General features: G+C 51.4%; 14 protein-coding genes, 2 tRNA genes and 1 pseudogene. 12 read left to right on the top strand and 5 right to left on the bottom strand.

Features of this window, described 5'->3' with window-relative positions:
• Positions 1–158: 158 nt before the first annotated feature.
• Both QJ036_RS10490 and aroC read right to left on the bottom strand, forming a co-directional pair.
• The gene (locus QJ036_RS10490) at positions 159–791 is read right to left on the bottom strand and encodes an SGNH/GDSL hydrolase family protein (protein ID WP_283231334.1); all 633 of its coding nucleotides are present in this window, start codon (positions 789–791) and stop codon (positions 159–161) included.
• A gap of 22 nt (positions 792–813) precedes the next feature.
• Positions 814–1929: a chorismate synthase gene (gene aroC, locus QJ036_RS10485; RefSeq protein WP_283231333.1), complete on the bottom strand. Its 1116-nt coding sequence runs from the start codon at positions 1927–1929 to the stop codon at positions 814–816.
• A 131-nt stretch (positions 1930–2060) separates the two neighbouring features.
• Here aroC and QJ036_RS10480 point away from each other — a divergent pair, with 131 nt between their 5' ends.
• Complete coding sequence (locus QJ036_RS10480; RefSeq protein WP_283231332.1) at positions 2061–2738, top strand: HAD family hydrolase; 678 nt, start codon at positions 2061–2063, stop codon at positions 2736–2738.
• A gap of 28 nt (positions 2739–2766) precedes the next feature.
• On the opposite strand, the gene QJ036_RS10475 is transcribed toward QJ036_RS10480, so the two are convergent.
• Positions 2767–3570: an MBL fold metallo-hydrolase gene (locus QJ036_RS10475; RefSeq protein WP_283231331.1), complete on the bottom strand. Its 804-nt coding sequence runs from the start codon at positions 3568–3570 to the stop codon at positions 2767–2769.
• A 171-nt stretch (positions 3571–3741) separates the two neighbouring features.
• Here QJ036_RS10475 and QJ036_RS10470 point away from each other — a divergent pair, with 171 nt between their 5' ends.
• The 6 genes from QJ036_RS10470 to QJ036_RS10445 all read left to right on the top strand — a co-directional run bounded on the left by QJ036_RS10470 (position 3742) and on the right by QJ036_RS10445 (position 7443).
• Complete coding sequence (locus QJ036_RS10470) at positions 3742–4176, top strand: hypothetical protein (protein ID WP_283231330.1); 435 nt, start codon at positions 3742–3744, stop codon at positions 4174–4176.
• A gap of 82 nt (positions 4177–4258) precedes the next feature.
• A tRNA-Trp gene (locus QJ036_RS10465) sits at positions 4259–4331 on the top strand.
• Positions 4332–4352: 21 nt separating this feature from the next.
• A tRNA-Ala gene (locus QJ036_RS10460) sits at positions 4353–4425 on the top strand.
• Positions 4426–4597: 172 nt separating this feature from the next.
• Positions 4598–5677: an ABC transporter substrate-binding protein gene (locus QJ036_RS10455; protein WP_283231335.1), complete on the top strand. Its 1080-nt coding sequence runs from the start codon at positions 4598–4600 to the stop codon at positions 5675–5677.
• Positions 5678–5713: 36 nt separating this feature from the next.
• The gene (locus QJ036_RS10450) at positions 5714–6643 is read left to right on the top strand and encodes an ABC transporter permease (RefSeq protein WP_283231329.1); all 930 of its coding nucleotides are present in this window, start codon (positions 5714–5716) and stop codon (positions 6641–6643) included.
• A 2-nt stretch (positions 6644–6645) separates the two neighbouring features.
• Positions 6646–7443 carry an ABC transporter ATP-binding protein gene (locus tag QJ036_RS10445; RefSeq protein WP_283231328.1) on the top strand — a complete coding sequence of 266 codons (798 nt, stop codon included), beginning with the start codon at positions 6646–6648 and terminating at the stop codon, positions 7441–7443.
• A gap of 82 nt (positions 7444–7525) precedes the next feature.
• On the opposite strand, the gene QJ036_RS10440 is transcribed toward QJ036_RS10445, so the two are convergent.
• Entirely contained in the window at positions 7526–9154 is a 1629-nt protein-coding gene (locus tag QJ036_RS10440) for an ASKHA domain-containing protein (protein ID WP_283231327.1), read from the bottom strand.
• A gap of 299 nt (positions 9155–9453) precedes the next feature.
• Between QJ036_RS10440 and QJ036_RS14245 the strand changes: the two genes are divergently transcribed.
• The 3 genes from QJ036_RS14245 (at position 9454) to QJ036_RS10425 (ending at position 12218) form a co-directional block, all read left to right on the top strand.
• Positions 9454–9588, top strand: a complete 135-nt coding sequence (locus QJ036_RS14245) for a winged helix-turn-helix domain-containing protein (protein WP_334305452.1) — start codon at positions 9454–9456, stop codon at positions 9586–9588.
• Positions 9585–10640, top strand: a complete 1056-nt coding sequence (locus QJ036_RS10430) for a hypothetical protein (RefSeq protein ID WP_283231325.1) — start codon at positions 9585–9587, stop codon at positions 10638–10640. Before QJ036_RS14245 ends, QJ036_RS10430 begins: the two co-directional genes overlap by 4 nt.
• A gap of 258 nt (positions 10641–10898) precedes the next feature.
• Positions 10899–12218: an NCS2 family permease gene (locus tag QJ036_RS10425; protein WP_283231324.1), complete on the top strand. Its 1320-nt coding sequence runs from the start codon at positions 10899–10901 to the stop codon at positions 12216–12218.
• Between the two features lie 164 nt (positions 12219–12382).
• Here the strand turns inward: QJ036_RS10425 and QJ036_RS14395 are convergent.
• Positions 12383–12814, bottom strand: a pseudogene (locus tag QJ036_RS14395) (transposase); the annotation flags it as partial.
• A 768-nt stretch (positions 12815–13582) separates the two neighbouring features.
• On the opposite strand from QJ036_RS14395, the gene QJ036_RS10420 reads away from it, so the two are divergent.
• Positions 13583–14410 (top strand): SH3 domain-containing protein, encoded by an 828-nt coding sequence (locus tag QJ036_RS10420; RefSeq protein WP_283231323.1) that lies wholly within the window; start codon positions 13583–13585, stop codon positions 14408–14410.
• 91 nt (positions 14411–14501) lie between these two features.
• A complete protein-coding gene (locus tag QJ036_RS10415) occupies positions 14502–15536 on the top strand; it encodes a DUF2804 domain-containing protein (RefSeq protein WP_283231322.1) in 1035 nt (344 codons plus the stop codon).
• Positions 15537–15565 lie beyond the last annotated feature (29 nt).

Below are 15565 nucleotides of genomic sequence, written 5' to 3'. Positions count from 1 at the left end.
GGACCTCCTATGCTTTTATATTTGTGGTTTGCAGACCTACTTTTATTCTAGCATAGGAGTACTTTAATCTAAAGAACTGCCCTCCCCCTGCATAGCAGGGGGTTTATTTTTACTGTGACACAAAAATGCAGGGGATGCCGGCCGGCATCCCCTGTTATTCAGGCAAACTGTTTTCTTACGATCGCTTCCATGGCGTCGGCCAGCTTTTTGTGGCCTTCCGGCGTCAGATGAAGTCCGTCGCCGCCCAGGTCCTGTTCACTCAGTACCGTCTGGGCGTTGAAGAACAGGCACCCCAGCTCCTCTGCCAGCGCCTCGTACCGGGCCGGCAGCTCCTTTGCCTTTCTGGCGGAAGCCTCGTCAAAGGCCGGATCGTCCTTGTCTCCGATGAGGGGACCGGGCGCCACCAGAAGAATGGGCGGCATGGGATATTTGTCCGTCGGATAATAGAAGCGGAGCTTCTGGATGAGATTCTTCATGCCGTCAGTGATCTCCTTGGAGGAAACGCAGTAACGGGCTTTGGTGTCATTTGTTCCCAGCATAATGATGACCAGATCAAGCGGTGCGTGGGTCAGAATGCAGGGGGCAATGTAGTCGAGGCCGTTGCGGTAGGGCTCCAGATAATCGGTGAAGGCTGTGGTTCTCCCGTTTAAGCCCTCCTCGATGATGTGAAAGTCATCGCCGAGAGCAGCTGCCAGAAGTCCCGGCCAGCGTTCAGCCTCCGTATAACGGGTACGGACAAGGGGCATGTAGCCCCAGGTGTTGGAATCTCCGTAACAGAGAATGTTTATCATAATAAGATGCCTCCTTTTTATACTATTCCTCCGGAGAACGGCCGAAAAAGCTGCAGATCCGATCCATCCGTGCGGTCATGCCCGCAAAGAGCATGTCCACCAGCGTGACGGCTGTCATAGCTTCCACCACCACCACGGCCCTGGGAACAATGATCGGGTCGTGGCGCCCCCGGATGGAAATGCTGATGGGATCGCCGTCTCGTGTCACGGTCTGCTGCTCCTTCCCGATGGAAGGGGTCGGCTTGACGGCAGCCCGGATGCGGATGTCAGAGCCGTCGCTCATACCGCCCAGGATGCCTCCTGCATGGTTGGAGGCCTTTTTCAAAGGCTCCCCTGTATGTTCTGCCGGAAGAAATTCATCGTTATTTTCGGAGCCGGTGCTTCTCGCTGCGGCAAATCCGTCTCCGATCTCCACGCCCTTCACTGCGCCGATGGAGAAAAGGGCCCTGGAAAGGTTGGCATCCAGCTTCTCGAAGACAGGCTCGCCGATGCCTACCGGCATATGCTTCACGACGCAGGAAATAATGCCGCCGATGGAATCGCATTCGCTCATCCGTTTTTCCGCCAGGGCCTGAACCGCTGCGGCAGCGTTTGCGTCGGGCATATAAAAAGGATTCGTGTCCCGCAGGGAAGGATCCACAGTCTCACAGCGGATCCCGCCGATCTCTTCGGCGTAGGCAAACACCTCGATCCCCAGGGCGTGCAGGATCTTCATGGCTACAGCGCCTGCCGCCACGCGGCCGATGGTCTCCCTGCCGGAGGAGCGGCCGCCTCCCCGGTAATCCCGAAAACCGTATTTTGCATCAAAGCAGTAGTCGGCATGACCGGGCCGGTAATAGGAAGCGATCTCCGAATAATCTCTGGACCTCTGGTCCTTATTGAAAACCACCAGAGAAATGGGCGTGCCGGTGGTGCGTCCCTCAAAGACGCCGGACAGGATCTCCACCGCATCGTCCTCGGCCCGTTTCGTGGTATAACGGCTCTGGCCGGGCTTCCTCCGGTCCAGATAGGACTGGATATCCTCCTCACAGAGGGGGATGCCGGCGGGACATCCGTCAATGCAGACGCCGATGGCCTTTCCGTGGGATTCGCCCCAGGTGGTAAATGAAAACAGTTTTCCGTATGATGAACCTGACATGTAAGCCTCCTTGAAATAAATCCGTTATAAACAGTATATCGCAGGAAAAAAGTAAGGGCAACGTCTTCTTGAATTTTGCGGAAAAATTTTCTATAATGACAGGGACAAACGGAAAAGAGGAGAACGAGACAATGCTGAAGAGTATTATTTTTGACATGGATGGAGTGCTTGTGAACAGTGAACCGGTCCATTACCGGGCTTATCTGATGGCTCTGGAGAAGTGGGGACAGACTCTTTCCTATGAGGAATATAAAACCTATATCGGCACCACAAATGCGGTGATCATCGATGCTCTCATTGAAAAATTCAGCCTGCCCATTGACCGGGAGGGCTTCAACGACATGATGAAGGGCTATAAGGCCTTCCTCTACGAGCGGGACGGCTATCCGGGAGTGGACGGAGTGCCGGAAATGCTGGAATCCCTGAAAAAGGCCGGATACCGCCTTGCAGTGGCATCCTCATCCCCCTATGAGAATATTGTGCTGGCCACGAAGGCTCTCGGCATTTATTCCTGGTTTGATGAGCTGGTCAGCGGGGAAAGCGTGGCGAATCCCAAGCCTGCGCCGGATGTGTTCTTAAAAACAGCCGGGATTTTCGGAACCGAGCCGGGAGACTGCCTGGTGGTGGAGGATTCCTGCCACGGTGTTCATGCAGCAAAGAATGCAGGAATGGCCAGCATCGGTTTTGTCAATCCCGATTCCGGCGATCAGGATCTGTCCTGCGCCACAAGGCTGACGGAGAATTTCCATGAAGTGGATGCGGCTTATGTGGAAGCAGTTTACGCGGATTATCACAAAAGTACAGAATAAAGCGACAGGGAAAAGAAGAGCGGCGGTCCTACAGGACCAGCCGCTCTTTGTCATCGGGCACAAAAAGCTGCCCGGAATAATATTCTTTCCCTTCTTTTGTATACCGTTCCTTCCGGTGGGCGATATCCTTGTCCTCCGTATGCCACAGAACCAGATTGGGGATATGGAGGCTTTCGGCCAGCTCGCAGGCATCCTTGACGGTACTGTGGTGTTTTTCATAGGGCTTGAACCGGTCTCTGTCCTCATAGAGGCAGAATGCCTCGTGGAGGAGCCAGTCGCTTCCTGCCACATAACGTTCGCATCCGGGATTGTAGGGCTCGTCCCCGGCACAGGTCAGCTTTTTGCCGTTTTTCAGGACAGTGGTAAAACCGAACTGTCTGGCCTTGGTGGACAGAATATCGAAAAAGGTCACTTCATAATCAAGGATCTGCCTGGTATCCCCGTCCTTCAGAGGGACAAACAGGATCCTGTCGTCAAAGCATTTGCAGAATTTTTTCTGGATGGTGAGGGTGCACAGGGTCTTAATGGTATCTACCAGGCCGTCATGACAGTAGATCGTCAGATTTCCCTCATAGCTTCCTTTCAGGATCGCCGTGGCGATCATCCGGATCATCCAGACCATACCGAGAATGTGGTCATTGTGCTCATGGGTAACGAAGATATGATGGATGCTGGTCAGGGGAATATCCATGTCCTCCAGGATCCTTAAGATCCCGTTGCCGCCTCCGGCATCCACAAGAAAATATTCGTCCCCGTCCCGGACGGCAAAACAGGTATTGTAGCATCTGGTAGCCTGGGCATTGCCCGTTCCCAGAACATATAATTCTTCCATAAAAAAGCTCCTTCCTTTGTCTGAAAAGGCCGTCGGCATCCCTTCGGCCGGCTTTTGCTATTATACTATGGAACGGCGGCAACTGCAAGAAGACATCGAAACAAACTCCTATTTATAAAAAATTCAGAATTGTTTTTTCTGCATTCATTGACGGAGGATGGGAAAGAGACTATGATTAATGGAAAGCAGAGAGGAGAGAATGCGATGAGTGGATTTCGGGATAAGATGACAAGGTTCATGTACGGGCGGTACGGGACGGATCAGCTCAATAAATGTATTATGGTGATCACCATGGTGCTTCTGGTGTTTTCCCTGTTTATCCGATATCAGATCTTTTACTGGCTGGCGGTTGTGGGGATCGTGATCATGTATTTCCGCATGCTGTCAAAGAATATCTACAAGAGGGCGGCGGAGAATACCAGGTTTTTAAATGCCACGACCGGAATCCGGAAGAGTGTTTCCCGCATGAAGAACCGGAGCCGGGATAAGGAGCACTGTTATTTCAAGTGTCCTTCCTGCAGTCAGACGGTACGCGTGCCCCGAGGAAAAGGGAAAATCAGCATTACCTGTCCCAAGTGCAGGACCGAGTTCGTAAAGAAGACCTGAAAAAAGAAACAGGGAAAAAGGAATTTTCAGTTGACAGAGGAGCGAACCTGTGATATAAATGGAGGGTAGGTTTCGCTTACACAGGGGTGTAGTTCAGTCGGTAGAACGTTGGTCTCCAAAACCAAATGTCGAGGGTTCGAGTCCTTCCGCCCCTGCTTCTTTATAATAAAATAAACGGGGCATTAGCGCAGTTGGGAGCGCGCCACACTGGCAGTGTGGAGGCCAGGGGTTCAAGTCCCCTATGCTCCATGAAAAAGGCTCAGAGAGCCTTTTTTTCGTGACGGAGAGGACCGCATGATGAGTGGAGCTTTGAAGGTCACTTTAACACTTTAAATCACAACGCTTTAGTGTATTGACTTTCCGGCGCTTTTGTAGTATGCTGTACATCAGCTTCAAAAAACAAAAAGAGAGGATTTTTATGATGAAAAAAAGAGTATTAGCAGTAGTAATGGCAGCGATGCTTGCCATGGGTGCTCTTGCAGGCTGCGGCAGCAAGGACACAAAGGAAACAGCCAAGTCCGAGACAAAGGCTGCAGAGACCAAGGCAGAGACAACGGCAGCTGAGACAAAGAAGGAAGAGACCACCGCTGCAGCAGCAGACGGTGAGACTGTAAAGATCGGTGTGATCCAGCTGGCAGAGCATCCCGCACTGGATGCCAGCTATCAGGGCTTTGTAGACGCACTGAAGGAAGCCGGCTATGAGGAAGGCAAGAACCTGGAGCTGAATTTCAACAATGCACAGGGTGACACCTCCAACTGTGAGACTATTGCCACAAAGCTTGTGAACAATCAGAGTGATCTGATCCTGGCGATCGCAACTCCCGCTGCACAGGCTGCAGCAGGCAAGACTACTGATATCCCGATCCTGGCAACTGCCGTTACCGATTTTGTGGCAGCAGGCCTTGCGGACAGCGATGAGGCTCCCGGAAGCAACGTATCCGGTTCTTCCGATATGAACCCCATTGCCGAGCAGTTCGATCTTCTGACTGAGCTTCTTCCCGATGCAAAGAAGGTGGGCATCATGTACTGCTCTTCCGAGGATAACTCCATCGTTCAGGCAGACATTGCAAAAGAGGTCTGCAAGGAGAAGGGTCTCGAGTACGAGGAGTTTACCGTATCCGACAGCAGCATGGTTCAGTCTGTGGCTGAGTCCATGATCGGCAAGGTCGACGCTGTTTATATTCCCACTGACAACCTGCTGGCAGAGGCAATGTCCACCGTTTCCATGGTTACCAATCCCAACGGGCTTCCCTGCATCGTAGGCGAAGAGGGCATGGTTGTGAACGGCGGTCTGGCCACCTACGGCCTTGAATATTATGCACTCGGCAAGCTGGCCGGCCAGATGGCTGTTGAGGTCCTGAACGGCGCCGACGTGAGCAAGATGCCCGTTCAGCACATCAGTGCAGAGGACTGCGCACTGTCTGTAAACTCTGAGGCTGCCAAGGAGCTTGGTGTAAGCCTGGACGCTGTTATGGACAGAGCAAAGGACGTGGCACAGTAATCTTCGTTTAGAGAAAGTCAGGAGGAGAGTAACAGTATGGGAATCTTATTGGCGATTCAGGGTGCCGTCAGCCAGGGTGTTCTTTGGGGAATTATGGCGCTTGGCATTTATCTGACCTACAGGATACTGGATGTGGCGGACCTGACCGTGGATGGGAGCTTCGCTCTGGGCGGCTGTACCTGCGCGGCGCTGGTCACAGCCGGGATGAATCCCTGGCTGTCACTGGTGGTGGCCGTGGCGGCAGGCATGATTGCGGGCTTTGTGACCGGCATGTTACATACGAAATGCGCCATCCCCGCCATTCTGGCCGGAATCCTGACTCAGATCGGTTTATATTCCATTAACCTGCGGATCATGGGGCGTTCCAACACGCCGCTTCTCAAGACTCCGACCATCTTCAAAAGTCTTGCTTCCATGACGGGGCTGGCCCAGAACTGGGTCTCCATGATCGTAGGTGCGATTTTTGTGATCGTGTTGATCGCAGTGCTGTACTGGTTCTTCGGTACAGAGATCGGCTCGGCTATCCGTGCCACAGGAAATAATGAAAATATGGTGCGTTCCCTGGGTATGAACACCAACACCCACAAGGTGATGGGGCTGGCTTTAAGCAACGGTCTGGTAGCCCTCTCCGGCGCGCTGGTTACCCAGAGCCAGGGCTACGCCGACGTCAAGCAGGGAACAGGAGCCATTGTCATCGGTCTGGCTTCCATCATCATCGGCGAGGTGATCTTCGGCAAGAAGAACAGCTTCGGTACGAAGCTTGCTTCTGTGGTCATCGGTTCTATCATTTACCGTATCATCGTTGCCGTGGTGCTTCAGATGGGTCTCAATACAGACGACTTAAAGCTTCTGACTGCGCTTCTCGTTGCAGCGGCCCTGACGGTGCCCGTTATCCTTGATAAGAGAAGACAGGCGGCAAGCTACGATCCGATGACAGATAAAAAAGACGGAAAGGGAGGAAAATAAGCATGTTGACCATAAGCCATGTAAGCAAAACCTTTAATCCCGGAACCGTCAATGAAAAGAAGGCTCTGCAGGACATCAACCTGCATCTGGAGCCGGAGGATTTTGTCACGGTGATCGGCGGAAACGGAGCCGGAAAATCCACAACTCTGAATATGATCGCAGGTGTGTATCCCATCGACTGCGGAACCATTTACCTGGACGGCGTCAATATTTCCAGACAGCCGGAGTACAAGCGGGCAGCCCTTTTGGGCCGCGTGTTCCAGGATCCCATGATGGGAACGGCAGCCAATATGCAGATCGAGGAGAATATGGCGCTGGCGCACAGAAGAGGCAGAAAAAGAGGCCTCAGATGGGGCGTCACCAAAGAGGAAAAGGAAGTCTTCCATGAGGAGCTCAAGCGGCTGGGACTCGGCCTTGAGGACAGAATGACTGCCAAAGTAGGACTTTTGTCCGGCGGACAGCGGCAGGCGCTGACTCTTCTGATGGCAACCCTTCAGAAACCGAAGCTTCTCCTTCTGGATGAGCATACGGCGGCGCTCGACCCCAGAACTGCGAAAAAAGTGCTGAGTCTGACTGAGGAGATCGTCACTGAGGAACGTCTGACGGCTCTGATGGTGACCCATAACATGAAGGACGCGCTTCGTCTCGGAAACCGTCTGATCATGATGCATGAGGGACGCATTATTTACGATGTCCGCGGTGAGGAAAAGAAAAAGCTCACCGTAGAGGATCTGCTGAAAAAATTTGAGGATGCCAGCGGCGGCGAATTTGCCAACGACCGGATGATCCTGGCAGAATAAAAAAGGCGAAAGCCTGAAATATGAGAAAAAATATTGGGAGACCATTGCAAAAGCGATGGCCTCCCGGTTTGTTTTTGTTCCGTTATTTTAACACGCCTGCCTCCAGAAGCTTTGCCTTCACGGTGGGATAGGCATCCAGGTTGGTGTGGGGAAAGAATTTGGAGGCCTGCATCTGGGTCACAAAATCCTCCACGGTTGCAAACTGGAGATAGTGCATATTGGGGATGAAGCGGGCAAGCTTTTCAAACAGCCTCCGGTCGGCGAGCAGGGCACAGGCACCCTTTAAGGAACCATTCCCCACGCAGGAGAACCGTTCTCTGGGCACATCAGGGTAAAGACCAATGGTTATGGCTGATTCCAGGTCAAGGTATTTGCCGAAGGAACCGGCCATGTATATGTGATCCATGTCATCGGGAGAGAAGCCGGTTTCCGACAGCAGGCAGGAAACCATGGTACTGGCGGCAGCCTTGGTATCCATAAAGCTTAAAATATCCGACTGGGTAAAATAGCGGTCCTCCCCGTCTGCCGTTTCGCTGCGGCCGTCACCGGGGCAGGCACCCCAGCCGTAGACGACAGCCGGTTCTCCATCCTTCATAACGATCCGTTCCGACTGCTCCGGCTGCAAAGTTCCCCGAAGATCCATCCATCCGTTTAAGAGAAGCTGGGCCAGAAGGTCCACGATACCGGAGCCGCAGATCCCTCTGATCGGTTCTCCACCGATAGTGGTGACCGTAAAAACACCGTCTTTCACGGATACACTGTCCACTGCACCTGCGTCGGCCCGCATGCCGTAACGGCTGATGCCGCCCTCCAGTGCAGGACCGGCGGCTCCGGCACCGGCCACCAGAAATTCTGAGCTTCCGATGACCATTTCTCCGTTTGTTCCGATGTCGATGTAGAGGGAAATTTCTTCGTTTTTCATCATGTCGACGGCCAGAAGGCCGCTGAGAATATCACCGCCCAGGTAATTGGCAGCGGAGGGAATGCAGTAGACGAGCCCTTCAAAGGGCATGGACAGTTCCCTTCCGGGGATAAATCCGCCGTCATTGAATACAGGAGCAAAAGGTGACATAAAGACCGGGAAAGCATCAATGCCCAGCAGAAAATGGATCATGGTGGTATTGCCTCCGATGACCATAACGGAGCTTTTGGATACGTCGATGCCCGTATGGGCAGTCAGCCGGTCCATGAGCCCGGTGAAGGTGGAAACCGTGGCTTCCTGAAGCTCCTTCTTCTGAGCCTCCCCTGCCTGAGTGTGGAAGATCCTGGTGAGAATATCCTCGCCATAGGAAATCTGCCCGTTGAAGCAGCCCTCTTCCCGGATGATCCTTCCGGTATTCAGATCCATGAGATTCATGACGACGGTGGTGCTTCCCAGATCAACCGCCAGACCGTAATGGAAGGCGGTGGTATCGCCGGCCTCCAGAGCGGAGACCTGCCAGCCGTCCCCGGTAAACACCAGGGTGACGGTAACCCTCCAGTGATCCAGCCGAAAGGCCGGGTAATCTCTTTTTAAAACAGAATAAGGAAAGCTTACCGGCCCGTCCACCTGGTTTTCCAATGCGTACAGAAGCCGCTCACGGTCAGCCATGGTGTCTCCCTCCGACGGGGGCGTAAGCTCCAGATACAGCTTTTTGCTCAAGGAAAGGCCGGAAAGGCAGCCGGTATAGACCTCTGAGATATTTTCTGTGGTTGCAGTCGAAAATGCCATGGAAGACCTCCTTACAGAGATATTATGTCAATGGATAAATTGTACGTAAGAAACAGAATCTGTCTATATTCTAGCACATTTACAACTTGTTTACAAAGAGAATCGTGCTTCTTTGCATGGATATGGTAAAATAAAAGAGACGAAGAGGAGGGGAACTCCATGGATAATCATATTTTTATTATCGAGGACAATCCGGCCATCGCAGAGCTTCTGGTGCGGGTGGAAAAGGTTCTGGAACGGACTGGCCGGCTGCAGAGCCGCATCAGAGTGGGGAATGTGGAGATCCGCCTGGACAGGAGGTGTGGGGAGATCTGTATATCGGAGAGACAAGGACAGTGGACGTTCATGTTGGGCAGCTCAGAAAAAAGCTGGGTGAGCCGGAGCTGATACAGACTATTCCCAAAATCGGTTACCGGCTGGAGGATACGGAATGAAGCTTTATCAGAAAATAATGGTTTCGATTTTTGCAGTACTGACGGTCTGTGGGATCTTCTTTGGCTGGTTCATGGGTACATATTTTGAAAACCGGCAGATAAGCAGAGCGGCGGAAACGGAGCTCCATAGCTACGAGACAGCTCTCTATACACTGGAAAAGCTGTATGCGATGGAAACAGAGGAGGATGCTTCGGAAAAAAATGCCCGGATGATCATGGACAGTCTGTTCAGCCACAAAATGTACCGGGATTATATCTGCCTGAAAAACGGTCAGGTCTTCAGCGATTCCTCGGAATATGTTATCCGTTTTGATCCGGGGTGGCTGGAGCAGGGGAGGTTTGAGGAGACTGAATATGTGATCGAGGAGAATAACGGGGAATATCTGATGGTCATCGGTACAAGGATTCCCTGGTTTCAGGAGAACGGGTATCTGTTTACCGTGCGGGATCTGACGGATATTCACAGGGATGTAAGGGATTTTCTTGGACAGTTTGCCATGCTTCTGATCGTGGGCCCGATCCTTGATACCAGCTCGGTATTTCTGACTCTGCCTCAAATCACAGGCAGCGGCGCTCTGGCAATTTTTCTTCGGATGGTGCCCAGATGCAGACAGGAGGCCGGAAGAATCCATAAAGCACAGCAGGGAATCGGTCGGGGGATCGGCCAGGGAAGTGTTTTGCAGAGAATCCGAATCGGATTGCGTATCTTTTCCATGTTAATCACCTGGCTGATCGATCACCTGACAGCTGCCTCTGAATCCGTGCGCAGCCGGGGCAGCAGTCTACGGGGAAAAACTGCCTTTTCTGCCTACCGCTTTGACAATCGGGATCGTGCGTATGTGATCGCACTGTTTACCTGCCTGAGCATGATATGGATGGCAGTGATGCTGCGCCAGACGGATATGGTCTATGATCCGAGAATGATCTGGACATCAATCACTTCCATGTCCTGGCTGTTCTATGGCGGCTATGTGATCTTTTGCCGCATGCCAATGTTTTTGGATCTGTGGACAGAATATCGGTTCCGAAATGCAGGGAGGAAAGCGTTTTGAAACGAGAACAGTTTTATATCTCGACTATTGCACCGGATGCCGCAGAAGCTGCCCGGATGCGACCTTTACGCTGGAGGTGACTGAGGTAGAATATGCCATGAACTGGCTGGAGGATAATTTATGGAATTTTATGCATTTTTCTCATTGAGTTTATAAAAATTTTATGATATTATAAAAATTGATTTTATATTATTCCAGCCGGAATGGGGAAGTTCCACCCTGTTCCGGCATGTTATGTTCAAGAAACGGAGGATAAAAATGGAAAAGCTTTTCAAACTGAAAGAGCACGGTACCAACGTAAGGACTGAAGTCGTTGCAGGTATCACCACCTTCTTTGCCATGGCTTACATCATTTTTGTAAATCCTACCTATCTGTCCCAGACCGGTATGGATTTCACTGCAGTCATGGTTGCCACCTGCCTTTCTGCAGCAATCGGAACTCTGCTCACCGCGTTCATTGCCAATGTGCCTTTCGCACAGGCCCCCGGCATGGGTCTGAACGCCTTCTTTACCTACACCGTATGCTTCGGTATGGGCTATACCTGGCAGCAGGGTCTGACTATCGTGCTGATTTCCGGTATTCTGTTCCTGATCGTTACGGTTTCTCCTCTGAGAAGCAAGATCATTGAGGCGATTCCCGCCTGCCTTAAGAATGCCATTTCCGTAGGTATCGGTCTGTTTATCGCATTTATCGGCCTTCTGAATTCCGGTATCGTACAGTGCTTCGGTCCTGAGGGCGGAAGCTATACCGATATGGGAGCCATCACCGGAGGTTCCGCTCTGCTGGCGATCATCGGCCTGCTGATCACCGGTATTCTCATTGCATACAAGATTAAGGGTGCCATCTTCATCGGCATTATCATCACCACCATCATCGGCATCCCCATGGGAATCACCAAGATGCCTGAGACCATGACCATGAGCCACATCGGCAATATCAGCCTGACCGCATTCCAGCTGGATTTCGGCGGCGTAATGTCCATGGGCATCCTGCCTCTTGTGACGGCAGTGATCAGCTTCTTTATCGTGGACTGCTTCGATACCGTAGGAACCCTTCTCGGTACTGCCGGAAATGCCGGTATGCTTGACAAGGATGGAAACCTTCCCGGCGGTGACAGAGCTCTGATCGCAGATGCTCTTGCTACCTGCGTCGGCGCATGCCTCGGTACCTCCACCGTTACCACTTATGTTGAGTCCTCCACCGGTATCCAGGAGGGCGGACGTACCGGCCTTACTTCTGTTGTGACCGGTCTTCTGTTCCTGCTCTGTGTACTGCTGGCTCCCATTGCCGGTATCGTTCCCAGTGCTGCAACTGCTCCTGCTCTGATCATCGTAGGCGTTTACATGATGATGGGCGCTGCAAAGATCGAGTGGAATGATTTTGAGACAGCGCTGCCCTGCTTCTTAACCATCGCCATGATGCCCTTCTCTTACAGCATCTCCGATGGTATCGGCTTTGGCTTCATCTCCTACGCCGTGATCAAGATCTTCCGCGGCAAGGCAAAGGAGGTACCTGTGCTGGTATACATCCTTTCCGTTATCTTCATTGCCATGTATGTTCTGGGTGCAAGCGTCTAAGCACGTGTAAAAATATACCTTATCGCACGAAGTGCGCCAGCCTGAAGGGCTTGCATTGACGAGTGCCATTAGGTATACAGAGACAGATATTGACCCGCATCGGACGTTGTCCGGTGCGGGTTTTTCGTATTATATTAAAGGAAAGTTCTCCTTTCGGAGAACCCTTAATTGAAAAATGCCCGCTGGAAGCGAGCATAATAAGACAGACGATGGTTAAAAAAGATCAATATAGAAGCCTTCTTCAAATTCATCATCTCAAGAAAGAGCATTTCTTTTTTACAGTTTGGACATTGCAGCGGGTCGTAGCCCATGGTGAGCAGGAAGAGTCTTTCTAACGAAAGAATTATCTTCATGTTTGTTGTAATGAAAGGTCACGTTATCACTATCGTAAGAATCAATTCTGGAAAGGGCGATGACTGGGCGGCCGGGGTGCGGCTGACATACTTGACAATAGAGTTCGGGTCGCAGAGATTTGGTTTTGCGTAAATATAAAAGCCATTTTTGTCTTTAGGGTATATTTCAGATTTTGTTTTTTTAAAAGAAGAGCCAATGCGCTTTTCAAGTTTATTTTTGTACCGGATTTTGAAGAATTTCTGGTTAAACTGATCGTCACAGATAATTATTTCAAATATTCAACCGCTGTTCCAATTCTGGAAAATGTGGAGCTTGAAACCACGAATGACTATGTCCATTATTTTTCATTTCAGATTGATAAATAGAAATGAAGGAGATACTTCCATACTTTTCTGTAGTAAATATAGTTTATTCCGGAGCAATTATTCTTCTGTCGGCAAAATAAAAAACTGACCTATTTCAAATACTGTGGCACGATTTTTAGTTGAAATTTTGCCGCTTAACTGTGAAAAAGAAATCTTAATTCTTTATTAGAATTGACTGGAAACTCCGAATAGGCCTTTACCTGTTCGCCAAAACGTGATAAAATAACGAAAGCTACAAGCAGTGCAGCGGAAAACAGATGCACGCAGAGCCATGCTTGCATGGCGATGTGGGCATCTGTTTTCCGCTATAGGGCGCGAGCCCGAAAGCGTCAGAGCGGAAGCTCTGGCGCGAAGCACTGAGCAGGAAAGCAGAGCGAAAAGGGCGCGAGGCACTGCACAGGAAAGCAGAGCGAAAAGGGCGCGAGCCCGAAAGCGTCAGAGCGGAAGCTCTGGCGCGAAGCACTGAGCAGGAAAGCAGAGCGAAAAGGGCGCGAAGCACTGCGCAGGAAAGCAGAGCGAAAAGGGCGCGAGCCCGAAAGCGTCAGAGCGAAGCTCTGGCGCGAAGCACTGCGCAGGAAAGCAGAGCGAAAAGGGCGCCAGCCCGAAAGCGGCAGAGCGGAGCACAGCGGATAATGGAGGATAGATATGCGGGGAATTCGACAGTGGATGTCCGATCACAGTGAGATAACAGGGATTTTTGTGTTTTTGCTGATTGTTATTATAATCGGAGGCGCCTCATACGGCATCAGCTATGCCGTTGGCGGCGGTGTGAAGAATACAGCACCGTCAGGGCAGGTGGCTGATGGGGGGACAAAGTCTTCTGACAGCCAGTCGGGAGCAGCCGGTGAGTCCGGAGATAACGCCTCCCAGCCGTCAAACGGCGGGGAAAGCAGTCCTTCTCAGCTGGAATCCAGTTCGGAAGCTTCTGAGAGCAGCCAGCCGTCTGACGGCCAGAATGGACAGAACGCGGCCCAGCCGTCAAATGCGGACGGCCAGTATGCTGTGGGCGACACCATCAATGAGTACGGTGTTTATTTCCAGATCGTAGATGAGCAGGTGACAGCGAAGATCGAAACAAATCTGCGGCGTGTGCCCAGTACCGAGAAGGATGAGGATGTCATTGCCACTATCTATAACGGAGACTGGATCAAACGTACCGGTATTGGTCACAATGGATGGTCCCGGGTGGAATATCAGGGACAGGTCCTTTACGCGGTAACCAGCTATCTGTCCACAGACGGAACTTCCTCGTCAGTTCCCACCTATCAGGAAGTGAGCGAGCAGGTGACGGCAAAGGAAGAGGTCCATCTGCGCTCTGAGCCCAATTCCGGTTCGGAGGAGAATATTGTTGCCACCCTGACCAACGGAGAATTCATAACCCGTACCGGTATCGGCAGCAATGGCTGGTCAAGGCTTGATTACAACGGGACGGAGGTCTATGCGGTAACCAGTCTGCTGACAACAGCGCAATAGAGAGGAAAAAAGCAGGCACAGGATGTGAGTTCACGAAGACCGCAGTCCTGTGCCTTTGTAAAACATATCATATGCGGAAGGGGGAAATCGTATGGAACAGCATGAAATCAGGGAACGTCATCCGCTATTGGATGAAAAGGGGCGGCTTGTGGAACCGGGCTATGCAAAAGAGCTTTTGCTGGATTACGACAGAAACGCTATAAAAGCGGGAAAATTAAGGATCAAGGAATGGGATTATTATCTCATTTCCAACGGAGCATTTGCGGTGGCTCTTACCATTGACGACAATTCTTATATGGGCCTGGACAGTATTTCCCTCCTGGATTTTCGAATCCCCTGGTGCCACACCAAGAGCGCCATGGCCGCCTTTACCATGGGGAAAAAGAAACTTCCCTCCTCCAGCAGGGAAGGGGACGTGACCGCCGTCGGAAAGAATTATAAAATGAAATTTGAGAATAACGGAAGCGAGCGGGTGCTCCTGTTTCAGATGGATGATTTCTGCGACGGAAAACCGATTCGCGGCAGGCTTCGGTTGGAATGTCCGGAGACAGAATCCATGGTGATTGCGACTCCCTTTAAAGGTAAAACGAAGGCATTCTATTATAACCAGAAAATCAACTGTATGCCGGCTTCCGGAAAGGTGGAATTCGACGGAAAGCTCTATGAATTTAAAAAGGGAGAGGCCTTCGGTGTTCTGGATTGGGGCCGCGGAGTCTGGACCTACAAAAACACCTGGTACTGGGGAAGCGCTTCAGGCCAGCTGGACGGAGTTCCTTTCGGTTTGAATATCGGTTACGGCTTTGGGGATACTTCTGCTGCCAGCGAAAACATGCTGTTTTATGATCACAAGGCTCACAAGCTGAGTCAGGTCCACTTTAACATCCCCATGAAGGATGGAAAGGAGGATTACATGAGCCCCTGGACCTTTACCAGCGATGACGGCCGGTTTGAGATGGACTTTGTTCCGATCCTCGACCGGGCGTTCTGCGCCGATGTGAAAATCATATGCTCCGATCAGCATCAGGTGTTCGGAACCTTCACGGGTGAGGCAGTGCTGGATGACGGAACGGTCCTTGAAATCAAAGATTTCCCCGGTTTTGCGGAAAAGGTCTTTAATAAATGGTAAATTGCCTGTTTTACTGCAGAGAGAGTATC

The sequence above is a fragment of the Fusibacillus kribbianus genome (genome assembly GCF_030053595.1).
GTDB classification, from domain to species: domain Bacteria; phylum Bacillota; class Clostridia; order Lachnospirales; family Lachnospiraceae; genus Lientehia; species Lientehia kribbiana.
Note: the sequence above shows the minus strand (reverse complement) of the source record. Positions and strands in the feature narration are given on the sequence as shown.